Source organism: Promicromonospora sp. NPDC050262 (assembly GCF_040655935.1).
Lineage (GTDB): Bacteria > Actinomycetota > Actinomycetes > Actinomycetales > Cellulomonadaceae > Promicromonospora.
Genome location: NZ_JBFAKX010000007.1, coordinates 67,843 through 91,668, shown reverse-complemented (window position 1 = coordinate 91,668; position 23,826 = coordinate 67,843). Strand labels below are relative to the sequence as shown.

The 23,826-nt window shown below is 72.2% G+C and carries 22 protein-coding genes and 3 tRNA genes; 21 read left to right on the top strand and 4 right to left on the bottom strand.

Annotation, left to right across the window (positions count from 1 at the left end):
- The first annotated feature begins 1 nt into the window (after window position 1).
- The 10 genes from AB0I29_RS12930 (at window position 2) to AB0I29_RS12885 (ending at window position 12,002) form a co-directional block, all read left to right on the top strand.
- Window positions 2-4,477, top strand: a complete 4,476-nt coding sequence (locus tag AB0I29_RS12930) for an FtsK/SpoIIIE domain-containing protein (protein WP_357481962.1) — start codon at window positions 2-4, stop codon at window positions 4,475-4,477.
- 112 nt (window positions 4,478-4,589) lie between these two features.
- Window positions 4,590-4,874 carry a WXG100 family type VII secretion target gene (locus AB0I29_RS12925; RefSeq protein WP_285100896.1) on the top strand — a complete coding sequence of 95 codons (285 nt, stop codon included), beginning with the start codon at window positions 4,590-4,592 and terminating at the stop codon, window positions 4,872-4,874.
- A gap of 164 nt (window positions 4,875-5,038) precedes the next feature.
- Complete coding sequence (locus AB0I29_RS12920) at window positions 5,039-6,094, top strand: hypothetical protein (protein ID WP_357481959.1); 1,056 nt, start codon at window positions 5,039-5,041, stop codon at window positions 6,092-6,094.
- Window positions 6,091-6,879, top strand: coding sequence for a hypothetical protein (locus tag AB0I29_RS12915; RefSeq protein WP_357481957.1), 789 nt, complete (start codon window positions 6,091-6,093; stop codon window positions 6,877-6,879). Before AB0I29_RS12920 ends, AB0I29_RS12915 begins: the two co-directional genes overlap by 4 nt.
- Window positions 6,876-7,625, top strand: coding sequence for a hypothetical protein (locus AB0I29_RS12910; protein ID WP_357481955.1), 750 nt, complete (start codon window positions 6,876-6,878; stop codon window positions 7,623-7,625). Before AB0I29_RS12915 ends, AB0I29_RS12910 begins: the two co-directional genes overlap by 4 nt.
- A complete protein-coding gene (locus AB0I29_RS12905; RefSeq protein WP_285100901.1) occupies window positions 7,622-7,855 on the top strand; it encodes a hypothetical protein in 234 nt (77 codons plus the stop codon). The genes AB0I29_RS12910 and AB0I29_RS12905 overlap by 4 nt, the downstream gene beginning before the upstream one ends.
- A gap of 132 nt (window positions 7,856-7,987) precedes the next feature.
- Complete coding sequence (locus AB0I29_RS12900; RefSeq protein WP_285100902.1) at window positions 7,988-9,385, top strand: FAD-dependent oxidoreductase; 1,398 nt, start codon at window positions 7,988-7,990, stop codon at window positions 9,383-9,385.
- Window positions 9,386-9,517: 132 nt separating this feature from the next.
- Complete coding sequence (htpX, locus tag AB0I29_RS12895; protein WP_285100903.1) at window positions 9,518-10,450, top strand: zinc metalloprotease HtpX; 933 nt, start codon at window positions 9,518-9,520, stop codon at window positions 10,448-10,450.
- A gap of 141 nt (window positions 10,451-10,591) precedes the next feature.
- On the top strand, window positions 10,592-11,086 hold the full coding sequence (locus AB0I29_RS12890; protein WP_285100904.1) for a YajQ family cyclic di-GMP-binding protein: 495 nt from the start codon (window positions 10,592-10,594) through the stop codon (window positions 11,084-11,086).
- Window positions 11,087-11,156: 70 nt separating this feature from the next.
- Entirely contained in the window at window positions 11,157-12,002 is an 846-nt protein-coding gene (locus AB0I29_RS12885) for a hypothetical protein (RefSeq protein ID WP_357481951.1), read from the top strand.
- A 16-nt stretch (window positions 12,003-12,018) separates the two neighbouring features.
- Here AB0I29_RS12885 and AB0I29_RS12880 read toward each other — a convergent pair whose 3' ends face one another.
- The gene (locus AB0I29_RS12880) at window positions 12,019-13,542 is read right to left on the bottom strand and encodes an MFS transporter (protein WP_357481949.1); all 1,524 of its coding nucleotides are present in this window, start codon (window positions 13,540-13,542) and stop codon (window positions 12,019-12,021) included.
- A 98-nt stretch (window positions 13,543-13,640) separates the two neighbouring features.
- Here AB0I29_RS12880 and AB0I29_RS12875 point away from each other — a divergent pair, with 98 nt between their 5' ends.
- Both AB0I29_RS12875 and AB0I29_RS12870 read left to right on the top strand, forming a co-directional pair.
- Entirely contained in the window at window positions 13,641-14,264 is a 624-nt protein-coding gene (locus AB0I29_RS12875; protein WP_357481947.1) for a TetR/AcrR family transcriptional regulator, read from the top strand.
- Window positions 14,261-15,145, top strand: a complete 885-nt coding sequence (locus AB0I29_RS12870) for an HAD family hydrolase (RefSeq protein ID WP_357481945.1) — start codon at window positions 14,261-14,263, stop codon at window positions 15,143-15,145. Before AB0I29_RS12875 ends, AB0I29_RS12870 begins: the two co-directional genes overlap by 4 nt.
- Here the strand turns inward: AB0I29_RS12870 and AB0I29_RS12865 are convergent.
- Together AB0I29_RS12865 and AB0I29_RS12860 are read right to left on the bottom strand one after the other, a co-directional pair.
- Complete coding sequence (locus AB0I29_RS12865; RefSeq protein WP_357481942.1) at window positions 15,142-16,023, bottom strand: carbohydrate kinase family protein; 882 nt, start codon at window positions 16,021-16,023, stop codon at window positions 15,142-15,144. The genes AB0I29_RS12870 and AB0I29_RS12865 overlap by 4 nt on opposite strands.
- 115 nt (window positions 16,024-16,138) lie before the next feature.
- A complete protein-coding gene (locus AB0I29_RS12860) occupies window positions 16,139-17,092 on the bottom strand; it encodes a sigma-70 family RNA polymerase sigma factor (protein ID WP_357481940.1) in 954 nt (317 codons plus the stop codon).
- 96 nt (window positions 17,093-17,188) lie between these two features.
- Here AB0I29_RS12860 and AB0I29_RS12855 point away from each other — a divergent pair, with 96 nt between their 5' ends.
- On the top strand, window positions 17,189-17,719 hold the full coding sequence (locus AB0I29_RS12855) for a carboxymuconolactone decarboxylase family protein (protein WP_357481938.1): 531 nt from the start codon (window positions 17,189-17,191) through the stop codon (window positions 17,717-17,719).
- An 18-nt stretch (window positions 17,720-17,737) separates the two neighbouring features.
- On the opposite strand, the gene rarD is transcribed toward AB0I29_RS12855, so the two are convergent.
- Window positions 17,738-18,640 carry an EamA family transporter RarD gene (gene rarD, locus AB0I29_RS12850; protein WP_285100930.1) on the bottom strand — a complete coding sequence of 301 codons (903 nt, stop codon included), beginning with the start codon at window positions 18,638-18,640 and terminating at the stop codon, window positions 17,738-17,740.
- A 124-nt stretch (window positions 18,641-18,764) separates the two neighbouring features.
- On the opposite strand from rarD, the gene AB0I29_RS12845 reads away from it, so the two are divergent.
- From AB0I29_RS12845 to AB0I29_RS12810, 8 genes are all read left to right on the top strand, one after another.
- A tRNA-Tyr gene (locus AB0I29_RS12845) sits at window positions 18,765-18,846 on the top strand.
- 90 nt (window positions 18,847-18,936) lie between these two features.
- The gene (locus tag AB0I29_RS12840; RefSeq protein WP_357481936.1) at window positions 18,937-19,860 is read left to right on the top strand and encodes a hypothetical protein; all 924 of its coding nucleotides are present in this window, start codon (window positions 18,937-18,939) and stop codon (window positions 19,858-19,860) included.
- A 95-nt stretch (window positions 19,861-19,955) separates the two neighbouring features.
- A tRNA-Thr gene (locus AB0I29_RS12835) sits at window positions 19,956-20,028 on the top strand.
- Between the two features lie 85 nt (window positions 20,029-20,113).
- Window positions 20,114-20,190 (top strand) — tRNA-Met (locus tag AB0I29_RS12830).
- A gap of 84 nt (window positions 20,191-20,274) precedes the next feature.
- A complete protein-coding gene (gene rpmG / locus AB0I29_RS12825; protein WP_013837798.1) occupies window positions 20,275-20,445 on the top strand; it encodes a 50S ribosomal protein L33 in 171 nt (56 codons plus the stop codon).
- Window positions 20,446-20,469: 24 nt separating this feature from the next.
- Complete coding sequence (locus tag AB0I29_RS12820) at window positions 20,470-20,955, top strand: MaoC family dehydratase N-terminal domain-containing protein (protein ID WP_285100933.1); 486 nt, start codon at window positions 20,470-20,472, stop codon at window positions 20,953-20,955.
- On the top strand, window positions 20,952-21,374 hold the full coding sequence (locus AB0I29_RS12815; RefSeq protein ID WP_285100935.1) for a MaoC family dehydratase: 423 nt from the start codon (window positions 20,952-20,954) through the stop codon (window positions 21,372-21,374). Before AB0I29_RS12820 ends, AB0I29_RS12815 begins: the two co-directional genes overlap by 4 nt.
- A gap of 153 nt (window positions 21,375-21,527) precedes the next feature.
- A complete protein-coding gene (locus AB0I29_RS12810) occupies window positions 21,528-23,792 on the top strand; it encodes a peptidoglycan recognition family protein (protein WP_357481933.1) in 2,265 nt (754 codons plus the stop codon).
- The last annotated feature ends 34 nt before the right edge of the window (window positions 23,793-23,826 follow it).

Below are 23,826 nucleotides of genomic sequence, written 5' to 3'. Positions count from 1 at the left end.
CGTGCGCATCAAGCTGACCCTCAACCGACCCGACGAGTCCGGCGTGAACGTCGCGGTCACCGCCGACGCCACCGCGACGGTACGCGACGTGGCCGAGGCCCTCTTCTCGGGCGACCCCACCCGCAACGGCGCCCCCGCACCCGAGAACCTCACGCTGCAGGTGCTGGGCGACGGCTCGACGAGCTTCACGAGCGGCCGGGTGCTGACCCCCACCAACGACCTGGTCCAGGCGGGCCTGCGCTCCGGGTCCGTGGTGTCGATCGTGCGCGTCTCCGAGCAGTTCGTGAACCCGGGGCAGGACCGCGGCACCGCGGTCGCGCAGCTCCGCGTCCTCGACGGGCCCGACGCCGGGCGCGACTTCCCGCTGCCGGTCGGTACCTCCTACATCGGCCGCGACCGGGGCATGGACATCCGCCTCCAGGACGGGCAGGTCTCCAAGCGCCACGCCCGCGTGGTGGTGGGCGAGTCGATCGAGGTGCACGACCTCGCCTCCGCCAACGGCCTGGTGATGGGCGGCAAGCGGATGACGCGCGCCGTGCTGACGTCGTCGGACACCGTGACCCTCGGCGAGACCACGCTCTCCGTGGTGGCGCTGCACCGCTCGACGAGCATCGCGCCGACCAGCCCGGTCGTGGAGTTCAACCGCTCCCCGCGCGTGGTGACGCGGTTCGGCGAGATCAAGATCAAGGCGCCCAAGCCGCCGAAGCCCCCGCAGCCGCAGCGGCTGCCCTGGATGATGATGTTCGCGCCGATGGTGATGGGCGCGGTCATGTACTCCTTCACCCGCAACCCGATCTCGCTGCTGTTCATGTTCATGAGCCCGGTGATGATGGTCGGGATGTGGCTGGACCGGAAGGTCTACGGCAAGAAGCAGTTCAAGGAGGCCTCGGAGCAGTTCGAGCAGGCCGTCGTCGCCACGTCGGAGCGGATCGACCGCACGCACGCCGTCGAACGGGCCGTCCGGCTCGCGGAGCTGCCGTCGCTCGCCGAGTCCCTCGACGCGGTCCGCCGCCTCGGCGGGCTGATGTGGACCCACCGCCCCGAGCACCGCGGGTTCCTCACCGTGCGGTTCGGGCTCGGCTCGGGCCCCGCCCGCACCCTGTTCGACGAGCCGCGCGAGAACGACGCGATCCCCGAGCACTGGCAGCGGGTGCTGGACCTGCAGCAGCAGTGCCTCACCATCCACGACGTCCCGATGGGCGCCGGGTTCCGGTACGGCGGCAACGTCGGCATCGCCGGGCCCAGCGGCGTGGTCGAACCGGTGGGCCGGTCCGTGCTGCTGCAGCTCGTCACGCTGCACTCGCCCGCGGAGCTCGTCGTCACCGCCCTCACCTCGGCCCGCTCGCGGGCGGACTGGGAGTGGCTCGAGTGGCTGCCCCACACCGGCTCGCCGCACAGCCCGCTCGGCGCGTCGGACCACCTGGCCGACGACCCGGCGTCGGGCGCCTCGCTGCTGACGCGCCTCGAGGAGCTCGTGGAGGCACGGGGGGTCAGCCTCGACGGTCCCGCACCCCTGGTGGGCGAGATGGACGCCGAGAAGGATCGAAAGGACGCGCCGCCGAAGCCCGTGCTGCCGTCCGTCGTCGTGCTCATCGAGGACGACGCCCCGGTCGAGCGGGCCCGGCTGGTCCGACTGGTCGAGCACGGTGCCGCCGCCGGCGTCCACGTGGTCTGGATCGCGCCCACCGTCGAGCAGCTCCCGGCGGCCTGCCGCACCTTCGTGCTGCTGGACCCGAACGCCAGCGACAACGGCGCCATGACGGGCGAGGTGCACTACGGGCAGCTCGCCTACCCGGTGCGCTGCGACGTCGCCGACCTGCCGACGGCCCGCGAGGTGGCCCGGATCCTGTCGCCGGTGATCGACATCGGCGCCCCGACCGACGACGAGTCGGACCTGCCCCGCGCGGTCTCCTACCTGTCGCTGGCGGGCACCGAGCTCGGTCAGGACTCGAACGGCGTGGTCGAGCGGTGGAAGGAGAACCTCTCCCTCACCCCGCGCGACGGGTCGCCGCCCGTGCGGCGCAAGACGCCCACGAACCTCCGGGCGCTGGTCGGGCACGACGGCGTGGAGCCGTTCCACCTGGATCTGCGGACGCAGGGTCCGCACGCCCTCGTGGGCGGCACCACCGGTGCCGGCAAGTCGGAGTTCCTGCAGTCCTGGGTGCTCGGCATGGCGGCCGCGCACAGTCCCGACCGCGTGACCTTCCTGTTCGTGGACTACAAGGGTGGCGCGGCGTTCGCCGACTGCGTCAACCTGCCGCACACGGTCGGCCTGGTGACGGACCTGTCGCCGCACCTCGTGCGGCGCGCACTGTCCTCGCTCCGCGCCGAGCTGCACTACCGCGAGCACCTGCTGAACCGGAAGAAGGCCAAGGACCTCGCGTCCCTGGAGCGCACGGGTGACCCCGAGGCGCCGCCGAGCCTGATCATCGTGGTCGACGAGTTCGCGGCCCTGGTCGGCGAGGTGCCCGAGTTCGTGGACGGCGTGGTCGACGTCGCCCAGCGTGGCCGCTCGCTCGGCCTGCACCTGATCCTCGCGACGCAGCGCCCCGCGGGTGTCATCAAGGACAACCTGCGCGCCAACACCAACCTGCGCATCGCCCTGCGCATGGCCGACGAGCACGACTCCAAGGACGTGCTCGGGGACGAGATGGCGGCACACTTCTCGCCGTCCATCCCGGGCCGGGGCGCCGCGAAGACCGGCCCCGGCCGGCTCACCACGTTCCAGACCGGCTACGCCGGCGGCTGGACCACGGACGAGCTCGAGCGGTCGTCGCTCGACATCGAGGAGATGGACTTCGGCACGGGCCGGCGCTGGGAGCTGCCGGCACCCGAGGTGATCGAGGACAGGGACCCGGGCCCCAACGACATCGCCCGCGTGGTCAGCACGATCCGCCGTGCGGCGAACGAGGCGGGCGTCCCCGCGCCGCGCAAGCCCTGGCTGCCCGAGCTGGCGCCCACGTACGACCTGGCCCTGCTGCCCAACCGGCGCACCGACTCCCAGCTCGTGCTCGGCGTGCTGGACAACCCGCCGGCCCAGGCCCAGCCGACCGTGCACTACGAGCCCGACAGCGACGGCAACCTCGCCATCTACGGCACCGGTGGCACCGGCAAGAGCACCACGATGCGTACCATCGCGGTCTCCGCCGGTCTGACGCACCGTGGCGGTCCCGTGCAGGTCTACGGCATCGACTGCGGCTCCGGCGGTCTCCAGATGCTCGAGAACCTGCCGCACGTGGGCGCGATCATCGCCGGCGACGACGAGGAGCGGGTGGGTCGCCTCCTGCGCCGCCTGCGCGACACGCTGGACCAGCGGGCCGACCGCTACGCCGCCGTGCGCGCCTCGACGATCGAGGAGTACCGCCGTCTGGCGAACAAGCCCGACGAGCCGCGCATCATCGTGCTCGTCGACGGCATCGGCGCGTTCCGCGACGCCTACGAGAACATCACGGCGCGCGGCTTCTCGATCTTCGGCACCTTCACGCAGCTCGCGACCGACGGCCGGCCCGTCGGCATCCACCTCGTCATGAGCGGCGACCGCGCCGTCTCCGTGCCGCCGTCGCTCGCCTCCACGGTGCAGAAGCGGATCGTGCACCGGATGGCCAAGGAGGACGACTACGTGATGCTGAACGTCCCCAAGGACGTGCTCACGCCCGCCTCCGCGCCCGGCCGGGCCATCATGTACGGCCAGGAGGCGCAGATCGCCGTGCTCGGCGGCGACTCCAACGGCGCCGTGCAGTCGCGCGAGCTGGCCCGCCTGGAGCAGACCATGCGCTCGGTCGGCGGGGTGCCCCAGGCACCCGGCGTCGACCGGCTGCCCGACACGTTCACGCTGGAGCAGCTGCCGCAGCGCGCCGCGGACCTGGCGACGATCGGTCTGCGGGACCTCGACATCGCGCCCATCGGCCTGCCCATGCGTGGCCCGCTCATGCTGGCGGGCCCGCCCGGCTCCGGCCGGACGACGGCGTTCGTCACGCTGGCGACGGCGCTGCGCCGGGCCGGGAGCGGGCGGCTGGTCTACCTGTCCTCCCGGCGGACGAGCCTGTCCGCGCTGGACCTCTGGGACATGTCGGCGTCGAGCCCCGAGGACATCGTCGAGACGCTCAAGGACCTCACCGCGGCCCTCGAGAGCGATCGGCTCGCCCCCGGTACTCTCACCGTGATGATCGAGAACTACACCGAGCTCACGGGCACGCCCGCGGAGAAGCCGCTGGAGGCGTTCGTCAAGCTGGCGACCCGCAAGGAACAGCTCGTCATCGGTGAGTCGGAGTCGTCCACCTGGAGCAAGGCGTTCACGCTCGCGGGCCCGTTCAAGTCCGGCCGCAACGGCCTGCTCCTGACGCCGGGGGACACCGACGGCGACACGCTCATGAACACACCGCTCGGCCGGATCCGTCGCAAGGACTTCCCGCCGGGGCGCGGATTCCTCGTCACGGCGGGCCGCGCCACCAAGATCCACGTCGCCCTGCCGGGGTGACGGGGCATGGGGAGTCCTCCCCATTCCACCGCGTCACGGGCCATGGAATAGTTCGTGACGTCGCAGAAACGGAGGTTGTCCGAGGGGGCAGCCACAGACGAAGGAGCTTGACATGGTCGCAGAGGGTGGCAACGTTTTCGGTCTTGACGTCGAGGCAGTCCGGAGCCTGGCCAACACGCTCCGCACGCAGGCCGAGGGCGTCCGTCAGGTCGTGACGACGATCACGAGCCAGATGGGCCAGACCCAGTGGAACGGTCAGGACGCCGTGCAGTTCCAGGAGGAGTGGGACGGCACGCACGCCGCGAAGCTCAACGAGATCGCCGCTGCGCTCGAGCAGTACGGCACGACGGCCGACAACAACGCTCAGATGCAGGAGGAGACCTCGAGCGCGTACTGATCGCGCTCGAGCCTCGTCCAGAGGCCTGGCCCCCTCCGGGGCCGGTACCGAGGGGTGCGGGACCGACTACGGCCCGCACCCCTTGACTTCGTAAAGACCTAAGAACTTCGGCGGTACCCAGGCGAAGCCCTTTGCCGTCAGCGGCGGGACGTGAGGAGAACCAAGTGAGCGGGGGAATGGTCGGCGCCGACATCGAGGCGCTGCGTCTGCTTGCGGACAAGTTTGACGAGGGCAGCGACAAGCTGGAGACCATCGTCACCACCGTGGAGTCTGCCGTCCCGCAGTCGGACGGCTGGAGCGGCCCGGACGCCGAGGGCTTCCGTCAGGAGTGGTCGGGCAGCCACCTGATCCGGCTCCGGGAGACGGCCGCCGCGCTGACGGACGTGGCCGGCAAGGTGCGCGCCAACGCCGACGCGCAGGAGAGCACGTCGAACGACTACTCCGGCATCGGCGGCGGCACGGGTGGCACCGAGGTCGGGGGAGCGTCCGACAGCGGCTTCAACTGGGCCGGGCTGGGCCTGGCCGGGATGCTCGGCGCCAAGGGGATCGGGTTCGCGCTGGCCGCCACGAAGGCGATCAAGACGGGACCTGCGCTGGCGGGGCTGCTGTCGGCCACCCGCCTCGGTGACGCGGCGAAGATCGCCGACGCGACCCAGGACGTCTTCCGTGGCGCGGGTGGCCTCGTGGGCCGGACCGCGGCCGGGCTCGGCGTCGCCGAGGACTTCGGGCTCATCGGCAAGGCGAGCGGCCTGGTCGGCCTGGCGAGCTCTGCCGGCACCATCGCGCGCGTGGCGGGCACCGCCGGTGGCGTGTTCGGTGTGGTCGGCGGGTTCAACCAGATGTTCAACACCCAGTACGACGGCGTCCGGGGCGGCGTCGACCGGGTCATGGGTGGCCTGTCGGTCATCGGCGGCGCGGGCGGTATCGCGATGGCCCTCGGTGGCGCGGCGATGCTCGGACCCGTGGGCGTCGGGATCGCGGTCGGCGCCGGCGTGGTCGCCGGCGCCTGGGCGCTGGGCAACCTGGTGTACGACAACTGGGACTCGATCTCGGGCGCGGCGAGCACCGCTGCGAACTGGGTGGGGGACACGGCCGGCAACGTCGCGGACGGGATCGGTAACATGGCAGACGCGGCAGGGGATGTCGTATCCGACGTAGGCGACGCGGTCGGCGACGGCCTCTCGGCCGCCGGCGACTTCGTAGGAGGGCTGTTCAGTTGAGCGGGCAGACGATGAACTTCACCAAGGCGGACTACGAGGCGGCCATCGCCGTGCTCGGGCGCTCCGAGCCGGGCAAGCCGGTCGGGATCGTGAACCTGACCGACGAGCAGGTCATGGTGCTCGACGGCGTCCAGGCCTTCCAGCCCACGCCCCTGCCGTGGCTCGACGCGCAGGGCGACGTCGACAAGGAGCTCGTGGGCAAGGTGGCCCTGCGGGCGCTCCTCGGCCAGGGCTACGTGGTGCCCGCCAGCCGCGGCGAGGGCCAGGAGGTGGGGATCGACGCGATCCCCGAGCTCACCGGCACGCTCGTGCTGCGCCGGACCGCGCAGGCGATCGTCGCGGCGGAGCGCGTGACCACCCTCGGCCGGCACTGGGTGTTCTGCTACGTGCACGAGGGCTACGGGATCCTGGAGGAGGAGGTCGCGACCAGCGGCCACCACACCTTCTCGGTCTACCCCGAGGCCTACCTCGGCGAGCGGCTGGAGCAGTACCTCGACCCCACGTCCGCCGCGATCATGGCCGGCAAGTCGCGCACGTTCACGGTGCCGGAGTTCGAGGCCGCCGCGCCGAACCTCCCCGAGCTGAGCGAGGCGCTGACCGTCACCGTGCTGTCGGTCGCCAAGGCCGGCGTCGACACGCTCCGCAACGTGACCGTCTACTCGGGCCCGCGTGGCGTGTTCACCGTGCAGGGCGACCTGCGGGACGGCGTGGCGGACCGCCTGGTGCTCACCGAGGTCGGCGCCGCCGTCGTGCGGGACCTCCCGGGAAAGCTGCTCGCCGCATGAGTGCTGCGGGAACGACTTCGGTCACCGGGGACCGCGTCCCGCGCAAGGCCCGCAGGATCGCCGCCGAGCTCCCCGAGCTCGGCGGCATCCGCCATGTCGAGGCCAACCCGCCGTCGCCCACCGCGTGGTGGGTCGCGGTCGGGGTCGCCGTGCTCTTCACCGTGGTCATCTCGCTCGGTACGGGCGGGATCGTCGGTGCGCTCGTCCTGATCCCGGCCTGGGTGGTGATCGGCTGGATCATCCTCGGCTACGCGGGGTCGGAGAAGGTGGTCGTGCTCGACCGCGGGCTGCTCATCGGGTCGTTCGCGCCGTTCCTGCGCCCCCACGTGGTGCCGTTCGACCGGTTCGAGGTGGGCTCGATCACCGCGGTGCGCCCGGGGTGGAAGCTTGCGGACATGCTCCGTGGCCGCACCCGCCTGACCACCGGCCGTACGGCGGTGTGGGCCTGGAACGGTGTGGCCTTCGTCGCCGCCCAGGGCCCCGTCGCGAAGCGCGGCTACATCGACGCCGCCGGGACGTTCCGCGCGGAGGACCCCGCGCGGCGCGAGCGGGTCGTGTGGTGGTTCGGCACCTGGCGGCAGCCCGACCGGCTGGTGGGCGCGCTGGAGTCGGCTCTGGTGGACCTGGGCCAGCCCGTGGCCGGCCTCACGCAGCAGGTGCTGCCGCTGGTTCGGATCAGCGGCCGGCCCGCCGACGCGGCCACCCAGGTGCCCCGGCTCGTCGCGGCACTGGACCGCACGCCGTGAGCGACGAGCGAACCGTCATCAGATGGAGCCTGTGGATCGGCGTCGGGCTGATCGTCGTCGCCGTGGTCGCCAGGGCGCTGGACCTCATCCCCGTCACCGTGATCGTGGGGCTCCTGGGCCTGCTCGCACTCGGCTTCGCCGGGTACGGGGCGCTGGACGAGGCGGCCGGCCGGGCCAGCCTCCGTCGTCGGGCGGACCGGGTGAAGCGGGAACGCGAGCAGGGTCGCTGAGCCCGGAACGCGAGGATTCTCACAGGAACCCCACGTCCACCCCCTGAGCCGGGGGTGAGGTGCGCCTTACCCGGTCGGTAGAATCGGTAGCGGCCTTCGCTTCCCTTGTCCTCGACCGGAAGGCGCCCCTTCGTGAGCACCACCCGACCCTTGCGCGTCGCCGTCGTCGGCGCCGGCCCCGCCGGCATCTACGCGAGCGACATCCTGTCCAAGTCCGACCTCGACGTCAGCATCGACCTGTTCGAGCGCCTCCCGGCGCCGTTCGGGCTCGTGCGGTACGGCGTCGCCCCGGACCACCCGCGCATCAAGCAGATCATCGTCGCGCTCCACAAGGTGCTGAGCCGCGGTGACATCCGCCTGCTGGCCAACGTCGACTACGGCGTGGACCTGAAGCTCGAGGACCTGCGCCAGTTCTACGACGCCGTGATCTTCTCCACCGGGTCGATCAAGGACGCCGAGCTGGACGTGCCGGGCATCGACCTGGACGGCTCCTACGGCGCCGCGGACTTCGTGTCCTGGTACGACGGCCACCCCGACGTGCCGCGCACCTGGCCGCTGGAGGCGGAGCAGGTGGCCGTGATCGGCGCCGGCAACGTCGCGCTCGACGTGGCCCGCATCCTCGCCAAGCACGCGGACGACCTGCTGCCCACCGAGATCCCGGCCAACGTGCACGAGATCCTGAAGACCTCCCCGGTCACCGACGTGCACGTGTTCGCGCGCCGCGGCCCGGCGCAGGTCAAGTTCTCGCCGCTGGAGCTGCGCGAGCTGGGCCACGTCCCGGACGTCGACATCGTCGTGTACCCGGAGGACTTCGACTTCGACGAGGGCTCCGAGGCCGCGATCAACTCGTCGAACCAGACCAAGCAGGTCGTCAAGACCCTGGTGGACTGGACGCTGAAGGACCCGGCACAGAACACGGCGTCGCGCCGCCTGCACCTGCACTTCCTGCACGCCCCGGCCGAGGTGCTCGGCGAGGACGGCAAGGTCGTCGGGTTCCGCACCGAGCGCACCGCGCTGCAGGGCGACGGCACCGTCAAGGGCACGGGCGAGTTCACCGACTGGCCGGTCCAGGCCGTCTACCGCGCCGTGGGGTACTTCGGCTCCTCCCTGCCGGAGATCCCGTACGACGACGTCAAGGGCGTCATCACCAACCGCGAGGGCCGTGTCGTCGACATCGACGGCAACCAGGTGCCCGGCGTGTACGCCACCGGCTGGATCAAGCGCGGCCCGGTGGGCCTCATCGGCCACACCAAGTCGGACGCGTCGGAGACCATCCGCCACCTCGTCGAGGACGTCACCGGCGTGGCCGACGGCGAGGCGCCCGGCGACCTGACCGGCGGCCGTACCGCGCCGCAGGGCACGCCGGAGGCCGTCACCGAGTTCCTCACCGGCAAGGGCGTCCACTACATCGAGTGGTCCGGCTGGGAGCTCCTGGACGCGCACGAGCGGGCGCTCGGCGAGGCCGCGGGCCGCGAGCGGATCAAGGTCGTCCCGCGCGACGAGATGGTGAGCATCAGCCGCAAGTCGTAGGCGACTCCCCGTTGCCACCCAGCGAACGTGCCCGGAAGACTCAGGTCTTCCGGGCACGATCGTTCCTGGGGGCGCCAGGCCCGGGGAACCCCGGACCGGGCTGGCGCGTTCGGGTGGGAGGAAAGGAGTGCGATGCACAGGCACTACAACGGGCTGAAGACCGCCGCGCTGTTCGGTGGCATGTGGGCCGTGATCCTCGGGCTGTGGGCAATCTTCGGGCGCAGCTCCAGCACCCTCTGGATCTTCGTGCTCATCGGTCTGGCGACCACGGCCTACGGGTACTGGAACTCCGACAAGCTGGCCATCCGCGCGATGCACGCGTACCCCGTGACCGAGCTGCAGGCGCCGGAGATGCACCGCATCGTGCGCGAGCTCTCCACGGCGGCGCGCCAGCCGATGCCGCGGCTGTACATCTCGCCCACCAAGGCACCCAACGCCTTCGCCACCGGGCGCAACCCGCAGAACGCGGCCGTGTGCTGCACGGAGGGCATCCTGGAGCTGCTGAACGAGCGCGAGCTGCGGGGGGTGCTGGGCCACGAGCTGATGCACGTCTACAACCGCGACATCCTGACGTCGTCGGTCGCGTCCGCGCTGGCGGGCGTCATCACCGCCCTGGCGCAGTTCCTGCTGTTCTTCGGCGGCGGCGACCGCCGTGAGGGCGGCAACCCGCTGGCCGCGCTCGCCATGGCGCTCCTCGCCCCGATCGCGGCGATGCTGATCCAGATGGCGATCTCGCGCACCCGCGAGTACGACGCCGACGAGGACGGCGCCCGGCTCACCGGCGACCCGCTGGCCCTGGCCTCCGCGCTGCGCAAGCTGGAGCAGGGCACGCAGCGCGCGCCGCTGCCGCAGGACCGCGACCTGACCAACGTCTCGCACCTGATGATCGCCAACCCGTTCCGCGGCGCCGGCATCGGGCGCCTGTTCGCCACGCACCCGCCGATGCCGGACCGCATCCGCCGGCTCGAGGCGATGGCGGGCGGCCCGTCCGGCGGCTACAACCCGGGCGGCCCGACGTCGGGTCCGGACGCACCGCCGTGGGGCACCCCGCCCGGGATGCTCTGAGACCACCCGCCGCCGTCCGCCTGGCCGCCCCCGACCTCACCCGCGCAAAGCGTTCGTCGGGGTCGGCGAGGGCGGATACGGTGAGCAGATTCCGACCGGGCGTGCAGGGGCGCCCGGGTTGTTACGCAGAAGGAGCACCACATGGCCGACTCGTCGTTCGACATCGTCAGCAAGGTCGACCGCCAGGAGGTCGACAACGCGCTGAACCAGGCCGCGAAGGAGATCTCGCAGCGGTACGACTTCAAGAACGTCGGCGCATCGATCACCTGGAGCGGCGAGAGCATCCTCATCGTCGCCAACTCGTCGGAGCGGGTGCTCGCGGCCCTCGACGTCTTCGAGACCAAGCTGGTCAAGCGCGGCATCTCGCTCAAGTCGCTCGACCTCGGTGAGCGCGAGCCCAAGCCGTCCGGCAAGGAGTACCGCCTCGGGGCGACCCTCAAGGAGGGCCTGGCCGGGGAGTCCGCGAAGAAGGTCACCAAGATCATCCGCGAAGAGGGCCCCAAGGGCGTCAAGACGCAGATCACCGGTGACGAGGTCCGCGTGACCAGCAAGTCGCGCGACCAGCTCCAGGAGGTGCAGAGCCTGCTGAAGGGCTCGGACCTGGACTTCGCGCTGCAGTTCACGAACTACCGCTGAGCACCGGCCGACGGGTGGCTGCCGGGATCCCCGCAGCCACCCGCCGGCATGTCACGAGGGGCCGGACACCATGCACGAGGTACGACGAGAGGCGCCGGGAGCGGCCCGTGCGCTCGACCGGCTGGAGCGGTTCCGGGGCGCGGCCGCCGAGGCCGGGATTCCCGCGGTGGAGACGGAACGGTGGCTGGACCTGGCCCTGCCGTGCGTCGTCCTGGTGCCCGACGGCGACGGACCGGTCGTCGCGCGGCTCGGCGGGCCGTTGCTGCTGCCGCCCGACGTGGCGACGCCGTCCGACCCGTACGAGCTCGCCGGGCCGGACGGCGGCGTCCGGCACGCCGACCACCAGCTCATCGCGACCCTCGACCTGGCCGCGATCCCGGAGGGGGCGACGAACCTGCCCCTGCCGCCGGACGGCCACATCCTGCTGTTCGCCAACCCGGACCTGGAGATCGGCCTCGCCGGTGGCGCCCTCTACGTGCCGGCCGGCGCACCCGTCGAGGAGCGCGCGACCGCACCCGACTACGAGCCGTACGAGTACGACTCGCCCGAGGAGCTGGACGCCGACCTCCGCGGGGAGGGCGCACTGCGCCTGGCGCACGACGTGACACTGCCCCGGCACGCCTTCGGCGCCGATCTCCTGGCCCGGCACCGTCGCGCGGCCGATCTGCGGGAGGTGTGGGAGGCCACGGGATACACGGAGGACGACGAGCTCCTGTGGGACGTCCGCACCCTGCAGGTCGGCGGGCACGCCTGGGACCACGAGGACTGGGGCGATCCCGCCGCCGGGCCGGACCGTGTGCTCCTGGCGCAGTGGGAGGGGCTCCCGATGGCCACCGTCTACTGGACGATGTTGCGCCAGGACCTGGCTGACCTGCGGTTCGACCGGGTCACCGTCACGATGTACGCCAACCCGTGACGGCGACCCGGTCCGGTCAGGCGATGCCCACCGGCTCCACGACGCGGTCGGTGTCGTTCGAGCCGGACGCCGACGCGGTGCCGGGAGCCGCGTCCGTGAGCGAGAGCCCCTGCCCGCGGCGCCGGAACAGCAGGGCCGACAGCACGGCGCCCACGGCGAAGAACCCGGCGCCCCACCAGTACGCGGTGGAGTAGCTCTCGATCGCCGCCTGCGCGCCCACCGCCGCGGTCACCGGTGCGTGCGCGGCGAGGTAGTCGGCCGCCGCGGTGGCGGCCAGGGTGTTGAGCAGCGCGGTGCCGATGGAGCCACCGACCTGCTGGCTCGTGTTGACCATGGCCGACGCGACGCCGGCGAACTCCCGGTCCACGCCCAGCGTGGCGGTCTGCATCGACGCGGGCATGATCGTGCCCATCGCGAAGCCGATGACCATCAGTCCCGGCAGGACGTTCGTGGCGTAGGTGCTCGAGGCGTCCAGGAACGTGAGGTCGATCATGCCGATCGCGCCCAGCGTCATGCCGATCGGCACCAGGAGCTTGGGCCCGAAGCGGGGCACGAGCAGGTTGGTGCCGAGCTGCGCGGCGAGCACCAGCATGGCGATCATCGGCAGGAACGCGAGGCCCGTGCGGATCGGCGTGTACCCGAGCGTGAGCTGCAGGTAGTAGGTGACGAACAGGAAGATGCCGAACATCCCCGCGCCGGCGATCAGCACCGAGAGGTACGCCGCACCGCGGTTGCGGTCGAGCACGATCGACAGCGGCAGGAGCGGGTGCGTGGCGCGCGTCTGCCAGCCGACGAACGCGACCAGCAGCACGCCGGCGGCGGTCAGCATGCCCCACGTCAGGGGTGCGTCCCAGCCGCCGGTCTCGGCGTTCGAGAAGCCGTAGACCAGGCCGAACAGCGCGCCCGAGACGAGCAGCGTGCCGGGTACGTCCAGCCGCGGCCGCGGGCCGCTGCGGGCGACCCGCGGGATGAAGACGAAGGCGCCGACCAGGGCGACCGCGGCGATGAGCACGTTGATGTAGAGGTTCCAGCGCCAGTCGAGCGACTCCGTCAGGACGCCGCCCAGCAGCAGCCCGACGGCGCCGCCGGCCCCGGCGATGGCGCCGAACACGCCGAAGGCGCGGGCGCGCTCCCGCGGCACCGTGAAGGTCGTGGTCAGCACGGCCAGCGCGGTGGGGGCGAGCAGGGCGCCGAACGCCCCCTGCAGTGCGCGGGCGGCCACGAGCAGGTCGAAGGTGCCTGCGGCGCCGCCCAGCGCCGAGGCGAGGGCGAAGCCCACGAGGCCGATCACGAAGGTGCGCTTGCGGCCGATGAGGTCGGAGAGGCGGCCGCCGAGCAGGAGGAGGCTCGCGAAGGTGAGGGAGTACGCGGTGATGACCCACTGGCGCTGACCGTCGGAGAAGCCGAGGTCGGCCTGGGCCGAGGGGAGAGCGATGTTCACGACGGTCGCGTCGAGCACGACCATGAGCTGGGCGAGCCCGACCACGACGAGCGTGATCCAGCGACGACTGTCCGTCGCGGGGGTTGAAGTCTGGGACATGGTTCGCAGCATATACGGAACTAACGAGTTCCGGATACCGTTGGTTCAGTATTAACCCGCGGGTAAGGTCGGACAGTGCAGAGAGGAGGACGACGGCGATGACGCAGGTCGACCAGACCGAGGCGAAGCCCCGTCTCGGACGCAAGAGGGACCACACCCGCGACCCCGAGATCATGGACGCCGCGCTCGACGTGCTGTCCGAGTCCGGCTACGACGGCATGACCATCGACATGGTCGCCACGCGGGCCAAGGCCGGGAAGGCGACCGTCTACCGCAGGTGGTCGTCCAAGGCCGAGCTCGTGCTCGACGCCGTGGCCTGCATGAAGTCGAGCGAGATCGACCTCGACGACCTGCCGGACACCGGCACGCTGCGCGGGGACCTCGTGGCGATGATCCGGACGCCGAGCATCCGGGACGGCGAGCGCAAGCTCAAGGTGATGGCCGGGATCGTGTCCATGATCGCCCGCAGCCCCGAGCTCGCCGCCGCCGCCCAGGAGGCCCTCGTCGAGCCGCGCGCCACGGTCAACCGCATCTTCTTCCAGCGCGCGATCGACCGCGGCGAGATCCCGGCCGACGCCGACGTCGAGAAGCTCTGCATCATCGGCCCGGCCCTGGTCGCCTACAGCGTGCTCATGCTGGGCCGGCCGGTCGACCGCGACTTCCTCGTCGAGAACATCGACCAGGTCATCCTCCCCGCCGCCGGCATCCGGACCGAGCGATGACCGCCCTGCCCCGGGTCGTCGCCACCGACCTCGACGGCACCCTCCTGCGGAGCGACGGCAAGGTCTCCGACCGCACCCGCCAGGTCCTCGCGGACCTGGACGCCGCGGGGGTCGAGGTGGTCTTCGTGACCGCCCGACCGCCGCGCTGGCTCGACCACCTCGCCGACACCGTGGGCGGCCACGGCCGCGTCATCTGCATCGGCGGGGCGTGCGTGCTGGACCTCGCCTCCGGCGAGACCCTGGAGACCTGCGGGTTCGACGACGACGCCGTCCGCGCCGTCGTCGGCGGCATCCGCACCGCGCTGCCGCACGCCGCGCTCGCCTTCGAGCGGCCCGACGGCGTCACGTTCGACCCGGCCTACCCGAAGCGCGAGCCCGCGCTGGACCCCGGCCTGTGGTCGGTGCCGGTCGAGGACACGCTGGGCGCGGTCGGCGCTCGCGGCCCGGTGTCCAAGATCCTCGCGCTCGACCCCGCGCGCATACCGCCGCCGGGCATCCTCCTGGATCCGCCGGAAGACATCCGGCTGGCGCAGGAGGAGTTCTTCACGGCGGTGCGCGCCGCCGTGGGGGAGTACGCGCACCTGGCGTACTCGGGCGCCGTCGGCCTCGCCGAGCTCATGCCGCCCGGCGTCGACAAGGCCGCCGCCCTGGCCCGCTGGTGCACGCGCCTCGGCGTCGACGCCGCCGACGTCTGGGCCTTCGGCGACATGCCCAACGACCTGCCGATGCTCACCTGGGCGGGGCGCGGCATCGCGGTGGCCAACGCCCACGCGGACGTGCTGGCCTGCGCGGACGCCGTCGTCGGGCACCACGACGCCGACGGCGTCGCCGAGGAGCTGGCGACCGTGCTCGCCCGCACCGCGGGCGACCAGCGGGTCTAGGCCTTCTCGACCGGCTCCACGTCCGGTTCCTCGTCCAGCAGAGGGCTCAGGTGGTGGGTGCCCAGGGCGCGGGTCGCCTGGTGCGCCCCCGACCGGAGGCACTCGGCCGTTCCCGACCCGGCGAGGTGCGCCGCGAGGAACCCGGCGAAGAACGCGTCGCCGGCGCCGTTGGTGTCCAGCACCTCGGCGGGCTCCGCCGGCGTCTCGAACCAGCCCTCCGCGGTGCACGCCACGGCCCCGCGGGCGCCGAGCGTGCACACCACGGTGCTCGCGCCCCGCTCCAGCAGCGCCGTCATGAGGGCGCGGTGGTCGTCCGTGCCGTCGTCGTTGAGAAAGATGTACGAGCACGCGTCGGCGAACGGCCGGTGGAACTCGGTCACGCCGTCGTAGTCGTGCAGGTCGGTCCAGAGCGTGGCGCCGCTCGCCACGGCGGCCGGCAGCAGTCCCTGCCCGACGGCGCTCAGGTCCAGCACCACGTGCTCCGCCGCCGTCACGCGCGCGACCGCCGTGGGGTCCGGCTCCGGCGAGGCCTCGGGCACCGCGAGGTAGATCGAGAGGCGCTCGCCGGCGTCGGTCATCAGGTTCAGGTGCTGCTCGGACGGCCCGGCCACCCGCCGCGCGAGCACCTCCGCGCCGCGCGCGTGCCCGAGCGCCGCCAGGATCAGCCCGGCCTCAGGATCCGTCCCGACGTCGGTGACGAGCGTGCTCGCCACACCGAGGTCCGCCAGGTGCAGGGCCTTGCCGGCGCTCGTCCCGCCCAGGGTGCGGACCGACCCGCGGGCGAACAGGGTGTGCGGCCGCGGGTCGGGCAGGTGGTCGAGCCGGACCATCGTGTTCCAGGTCGCGGGCCCGGCCACCACGGTGCGAGGAGAGTCCATGCGCACACCCTGCCAGGTCAGGCCCTCAGGCCCTGTTCGTCGGTCGGCTGAGCCTGCGGTTCCGCTCCGGGCGGGCGCCTCGTTCCTCGGCCCCACCCGGCGCTGCACCTCCGGCTCAGCCGAGCAGCAGGACGTGCGTCCCGGCGACCGTGGCCGGGTCGCCCATCATGTCGACCGCCGCGATCTGCCCGTCGTGCACGACCACCGCGAACAGGCCGCGCGGCGTGCCGCCCGGCGCGTACGCGAACCCGACGGAGCCGTCGATGAGTGCGGGCACCGCCCCGCCTGCCCGGCCGCGGAACGCGTCGGCCACGGCCGCCGCCCCGCGCACCTCGCGGGCCAGCAGGGGTGCGCCCCGGTCCGCGGCCTCGGCCGCCGACGCGACCGCGGCCTGGTCGGCACGCAGCACCACGTCCGGCGCGAGCAGCGCCAGCAGGCCCGCCAGGTCGCCTGTGCGGGAGGCCAGGAGGAACGCCTCGACCACCTGCCGGTCCGTGCGGCCCGCGGTGCCGGCGCGCGGGCCGCCGTCGTCCCCCGCGTCCTCCCTCGCGGCGCTCTGCGCCCCGGGGCCCGACTGCACCCGGCGCCGGCCGCGGCTCGCGAGCTGGCGGGCCGCCGCGACGGACCGGCCCAGCACGGGCGCGATCTGCTCGTACGGCACGGCGAACAGGTCGTGCAGCACGAACGCCAGGCGCTCGGCGGGATCGAGGCTCTCCAGCACCACCTGCATCGCCACCCCGACGACGTCGGCCAGCTCGGCCTCGCGGACCGGGTCGGGGGACTCGTCGTCCAGGATCTCCGGCGCGGTGTCGTCGGGCCGGCCGGTCGGCAGCGGGTCCTCGCGGCGGGTCGACCGGGAGCGGAGGATGTCGAGGCAGATCCGGCCGGTGACCGTCGTCAGCCACGCGGCCAGGTTGTCGATCCCCGCGTCGCCGGTCCGGTTCAGGCGCAGCCAGGCCTCCTGGAGCGCGTCGTCGGCGTCGTCGGGGTTGCCGAGCATCCGGTAGGCCACCGCCCGCAGGCGGGGCCGGTGCTGCTCGAAGGTGAGCGCAAGTTCGTCGGGGGTCATCTGTCACATCCTCGGTCTCGGGGGCGTCGAGGGTGTGACGGCGCGCAGGGCGCTGGTGTGACAGGCCGGACCGCCGGCCGTGACGAGAGGATCGCGATGACCACCGAGACCACCGCCCCGGACCCGACCCAGCACCTCGACCTCGAGGCGTCCGGCACGCCCCACCTGCGGACCCTGACGGCCCGCGCCAAGAACCCGGCGCTGGTCGTGCCGGGTGGGGTGAAGGCACTGGCCGAGCTGGGCAAGCTCGCCCATGGGCAGGGCGTTCCCGGGTCCACGCTCGAGGTGGTGCACCTGCGCGTCAGCCAGATCAACGGCTGCGGCTGGTGCATCGAGTACGGGATGCGGCAGGCGCGCAAGGCCGGGGAGTCGGAGGACCGCCTGGCGTCCGTCGCGGCCTGGCGCGAGTCCCCCTACCTCAGCGAGGCCGAGTGCGCGGCGATCGAGCTCGCCGAGGCCATGACCCGCCTGGCCGACAGCCCCGAGGGGGTGCCGGACGCCGTCTGGGACCGCGCCGCCGAGCACTGGGACGAGCAGGCGCTCGCGGCGCTCGTCCTGCACATCGGTGTCACCAACCTCTACAACCGCCTCAACGTGACCACCCGCCAGGTGCCGGGCACCTGGTGACCTGCCGGGCTCGCCGGGTCAGTCCAGCCCCAGCCGGGGCGCCCGGCGGGCCTGGCGGACGCCGTCGACCGTGAGCAGGATCAGGGCGAGCCACACCAGGGCGAACCCGGCCCACCGTGCGGGCGGCATGTGCTCCCCGAAGACGAGCAGACCCACCAGGAACTGCAGCACCGGCGCGAGGTACTGCAGCATGCCGACGACGGACAGGGGCAGCCGCCGGGCGGCGGCGCCGAACAGGAGCAGGGGCAGCGCGGTCACGATGCCGGCCGACATGAGCAGCAGCACGTGCCCGGTGCCCTCGGTGACGAACGTGCCCGAGCTGCCGAGCCACACGAGGTAGGCGAGCGCGAACGGGGTGGCGACCGTCGTCTCGACGGCCAGGCCGGGCAGCGCGGCGACCGTGCGGCCCACCCGGTTCTTCACCAGCCCGTACAGGCCGAAGGAGAGCGCGAGGCAGAGCGAGATCCACGGCAGCCCGCCGAGCCCGGTGGAGAGCACCACGACCGACGCGGCACCGAAGCCGATCGCGACCCACTGCATGGGCCGGAGCCGCTCGCGCAGCACCAGCACACCGAGCAGCACCGTGATGATGGGGTTGATGAAGTAGCCCAGGGCGGCGTCGAGCACCCGGTCGCTGAGCACGGCGTACACGTACACCACCCAGTTGACGACGATCAGGGCCGCCGCCACGGCGAACGTGCCCAGGATGCGCGGGGACCGCAGGGCGGCGCGGAAGTCGCCGAGCTGACGCAGGGCCGCGAGGGCGATCAGGCAGAAGAGCAGGCTCCACACGATGCGGTGGGCCACGATCTCCAGGGGACCCGCCGGCTGGAGCAGCGGGAAGAACAGCGGCATCCCGCCCCAGAGCAGGTAGGCGCCGATGCCGAGGGGGAGACCCCAGCGATCCTGTTGTTGTGTCACTGCGTCACGATAGATCTCGCGCCCCCGCCCGGGTCCCCGATGGGCTGTGGGGCTCGTCACCTGGCCGGGCCCGTTTTCGATTTCTCGCGAGGGCTGGTGGGGCGCTATGGTTGGCACCGTTCACGGCTGGTTGCCCGAGCGGCCAAAGGGATCTGACTGTAAATCAGACGGCTCAGCCTTCGGGGGTTCGAATCCCTCACCAGCCACGTGACAACTAGGGCGTGATCAGCGGAAACGCTGGTCACGCCCTAGTTCGTTGTCCGCTGGCCGGTTCGGATCGCTGGCAGACTTCCGCCGTGGAGAACACGTGGTCGAGCCGTTTCGCCCAGCACTGGACCCAGGAGATCTCGCCGACGGCGTTCTGGCGGCGGACCGCGGAGCTGGATCGACAGGTGCTGCGAGGGTTGCCCGGCTACGCGGCCGCGGTCGACACCGTCGTGGGCGACTTCCACGCCGAGGTCCAGGACGCGCGGTCGGAGATCGACGCTCGGACTCGCCGCGTGGATCCCGCGGTGGCCGATCTCCGTTCGCCGCGGCGTACCGTCGGCACCGTGCTCGGCGCCCTCGGCATCGGTGGTGCGTTCGCGTTCTTCTTCAGCCGAGCCGACTTCGACATGGTCGCCGTGCTCCCGTGGTCGTCGGCGTTCCTCGCGGTCGGGACCGTCGGTGTACTGATGGCGCTGCTCCCGGTCCGGCGCTCGGCCCCGGCCACGAGAGGTCTCGTCCAGCGTTCGTGGTTGCTCGCGGGCTTTGCCACCGCCGCGGCGGCGGCTCCGCTCTTCTTCATCACCTTCTCGGAGCTTCCGGGGGCGGCACGTACCTCGCTCGGCGTGAACCTCGTGCTCGCCGGGGTCTGCTGTGCAGTGTCCGCGCTGGTCACGGTGACGTGGCTCCGTCTGGGAACGGCGGAGCACAGTGCCGTCGAGCGCCAGGTCGACGACGTCTCCACGCAACGCGAAGCAGTCGCCGAGTCCGCGCTGACCCGGCACCGCACCAGCCTTGAGGAGCTGCACCGGGACCTTGCCGCCGAGGAGCGGGAGACGCTGTACAGGGCGTACACCGCGGCGGGGGAGAACCTTGTTGCGCGCGGCGTCGTCGACACGGTGGACCAGGTGCGCTCGCACGTCCCTGGCATGCTCATGCTCCAGGCGATCGCCGACGCCACCATCCGTAGCCGGACCGTCGTCCTCGTGCCGCAGCTGGCCCCACCGCAGCGCTGAAACCAGGTCCGCGCGGGGCTCGTGACCCGCGCGGCGCACCTCACACCGGATTCGATTTCACGCCAGGCCGGAGGGCATGTAGAGTCTTCCTCGCCGCCCCGATAGCTCAGTCGGCAGAGCGTCTCCATGGTAAGGAGAAGGTCAAGGGTTCGATTCCCTTTCGGGGCTCTGTGATCGACGCGGGGTCGTCCGCCCACCCCACCGGTTCGCCGGTGGGGAGCAACGGCGGACGGCCTCGCGTTCAGTCACGCGCGGCGGGGTAGCTCAGCTGGTCAGAGCGCACGACTCATAATCGTGAGGTCGCGGGTTCGAGCCCCGCCCTCGCTACCAAAGCAAGTACATCCGTCCGGCTTCCTGTGCCGGACGACGAGAAGACACATGGCGCCTCCCTCTCGAGGCGCGGAGGTGAGAGCCATGGCAAGCAAGAGCGCGGATGTCCGCCCGAAGATCACGCTGGCGTGCGTGGACTGCAAGGAGCGGAACTACATCACGAAGAAGAACCGGCGTAACGACCCGGACCGCCTGGAGCTGGCGAAGTTCTGCCCGCGCTGCGGCAAGCACACGTCGCACCGCGAGACCCGCTGAGCCTCGTAGCAGGCTCACACCGACGTGGCGAACGCTGATTTCGAGGGCCGGTCATATCCGGCCGACGCTCCCTACTCCGTAGGCCGCGAGAAGATCCGCGAGTTCGCCGTTGCCGTCGGTGCCACGCACCCCGCGCACCACGATCTCGTGGCGGCGCGGGGTTTGGGCTATCCGGACCTGGTCGCCCCGCCCACGTTCGCCGTGGTCGTGGCGCAGCGCACCGAGTCGCAGTACGTCAGCGACCCCGAGGCCGACATCGACTTCTCCCGTGTGGTCCACGCGGACGAGCGCTTCACGCACCACCGTCCCATCGTCGCCGGTGACGAGCTCACGACGGTGCTGCACGTGGACCGGATCGTCTCCCGCGGCCCCATCAGCATGGTGACCACGCGGTGCGAGATCTACGCGATGGCGCAGCACGTCGAGGTGCCGTCCCCCGAGGCCGACACCCCCGGCGAGCACGTCGCCACGGTCGTCTCCACGCTGGCCATCCGAGGTGAGGACGCATGAGCCGCCCCGACATCGCGACGCTCGCCGTCGGCGACGTGATCGGCAGCCGTACCGTCACCTTCGACCGTGCGGCCCTGGTCCGGTACGCGGGCGCCAGCGGCGACCTCAACCCGATCCACTGGAACGACAAGTTCGCGAAGGACGCGGGCCTGCCCGGCGTCATCGCGCACGGCATGCTCACCATGGGCACCGTCGTGGGCCTGGTCGTGGACTGGGCGGGCGACCCGGGCGCCGTCGTCGACTACCAGACACGGTTCACCAAGCCCGTGGAGGTGCCCAACCCGGGCACCGCGCTGATCGAGGTCGTTGGCACGGTGGGTGTGGTCGACGCCGACGCCGGCACAGTCCGCGTGGACCTCGCCGTCACGGTCGACGGCGCCAAGGTGCTGGTCCGCGCCCAGGCGCTCGTCCGCCTCTGAGGCAGCCCGCGACGACGGGCCGCGCGCCCGACCGCGACCCGGTCGGTTTGCCGGGGTAACGATTTTTTAACCCGCAGACCCTTCTCATGCACACCCTGATCGGGTGTGATTCTCTCGTCCGGAGCTCTACGGACTCGACGAGAGGAACTCCGCGTGACGTCACGACGACGTATCACAGCCCTGGCCACGGCGGCCGGGGTGCTCTTTCCGCTCATCCCGCTCTCCGCGGCCCAGGCCGCTCCCACGGTGACGGCGCCCGGCGACGAGGTGGTCGCCTGCGCTCCCGTGCTGACCGCCGGCTCGCTCGACGAGGCGTTCACCGCCGCGGCCGATGTCACGGGGGTGCCCGAGGACCTGCTCAAGGCCGTGTCCTACCTGGAGTCCCGCTGGGACCAGCACGCCGGTCAGGCCAGCGCCGACGGCGGCTACGGCGTGTTCAACCTGGCGGCCGGAGGTGGCCTCGGGCACGCGCACGGCGAGGGCCTGCCGCTGTCCGCGATCAACGACAAGACGGGCCCGGCCCGCGAGGGCACGCCCGAGCTCACCCGCGCGGCCGCGCTGACCGGCCTCGACGAGGCCACCCTGAGGTCGGACGCCCAGGCCAACGTCTGCGGCGGCGCGGCCCTTCTGGCGTCATACCAGGCTCAGGCCGTGCGCGACGGCGCGGCCGACAGCGGAGCGGCCGACGGCTCCACCGCGCAAGCGGACGGCCTGACCGTCTGGGAGGACGCCGTGTCCCGGATGAGCGACATCGACGGCTTCGCGGCGGGCGTCTACGCCACGCTCCGGGACGGCGCGGGAACCACCACGCCGCAGGACGGTGCGGTGATCCTCACGGGCAACCCGGACGCCGTCGTGCCCCGGAGCACGAGCACGAGCGACCCCGAGGCGGACTGCCCCGACGACCTCGGCTGCGAGTGGCTCCCCGCCCCGTACGCGAAGGGATCGCCGGACCTCCCGGACGGCACCGGCGACTACGGCAACCACGACCAGGCCGACCGCACCGGCGCGGGCGGCCCGTCGATCGACTACATCCTGATCCACGACACGGAGACCGCCTACCAGCCGTCGGTGAACCTGGTGCAGGACCCGACCTACCTGGCCTGGAACTACACGCTGCGCTCCGAGGACGGGCACCTGGCCAACCACCTGGACCCGGCCGACGTCGGCTGGCACGCGGGCAACTGGTTCATGAACATGCACTCGATCGGCCTGGAGCACGAGGGCTGGGCCGGCACGGGCACCTGGTTCACCGAGGCGATGTACCGGTCGTCGGCGGCGCTGGTGCGCTACCTCGCGGCGGAGCACGACGTCCCGCTCGACCGGGCGCACGTCATCGGGCACGACCAGGTGCCGGGCATCCTGCCCGGCTACACCAAGAACGTGCACTGGGACCCGGGCCCGTACTGGGACTGGGACCACTACTTCGAGCTGCTCGGCGCACCGATCGGCGGCGACCTGGAGGCGACGACGGACGTCGAGCCGGGCGACGTCGTGGAGGTGCGTACGGGCTACGCCGAGAACCCGAACGTGGTGACGGGCTGCGAACAGGCGTCGCCGGGCTCGGGCGAGTGCGTCGAGGGCGCGGGCACCAACTTCCGGTACCTGTACCAGGCGCCGTCGGCAGAGGCGCCGCTGGCGAAGGACCCGGGCTGGAAGCCGGACGGCGCGGACGGCACCACGTACGCGAGCGACGTGAGCGCGCGCGTGCAGTCCGGGCACAAGCTCGTGGTGGACCAGGTCGAGGGCGACTGGCTCGGCGTGTGGTGGGCCGGCTCCCTGGTCTGGCTGCACAACCCGGCCGACCGCCCGGTGGTGGTGCCGGCGACGGCGCAGACCGTCACCGTCGCGGGTGACGCCCCGGCGCCGGTCTTCGGCCGGGCGTACCCGGAGGCCTCCGCCTACGCGGCCTACCCGGACGTGCCGGTGCAGGCCGTGACGCCCATCGAGTACACGGTCGGTGTGGGCCAGACGTACGCCGTGTCCGACGACGACGTGGCCGCCGACTACTACCGGGCCGCCACCTTCGACGGCTCCGGACCGGGCGACCGCACGGTGGTTCGCGGCGACGACGTCTACTACCAGGTGTGGCTCGCCCACCGGCACGTGTTCGTCAACGCGGCCGACGTCGAGCTCCACGACCCGGTGGTCGCCGACGTGTCCGGGCCGTCGGTCGAGGGCAGGGCCACGGTGGGGCGGGTCCTGACCGCGAAGCCGGGCACATACCTGCCGGACGACGTCGACGTGGCCTACCGGTGGCTGCGCGACGGCGAGCCGGTCCGCCGGGCGACCAGCAGCCGCTACCTGGTGACCGGCCGTGACCGGGGCGCGGAGCTCACGGTCGAGGTGACGGTCTCGGCGGACGGCTACACGCCGGCGTCGTACACCTCGGAACCCCGCTCGATCCCCCGCCACTGAAAACGCTGGGTGCGGGATGTTCGCCCTTTTTCGT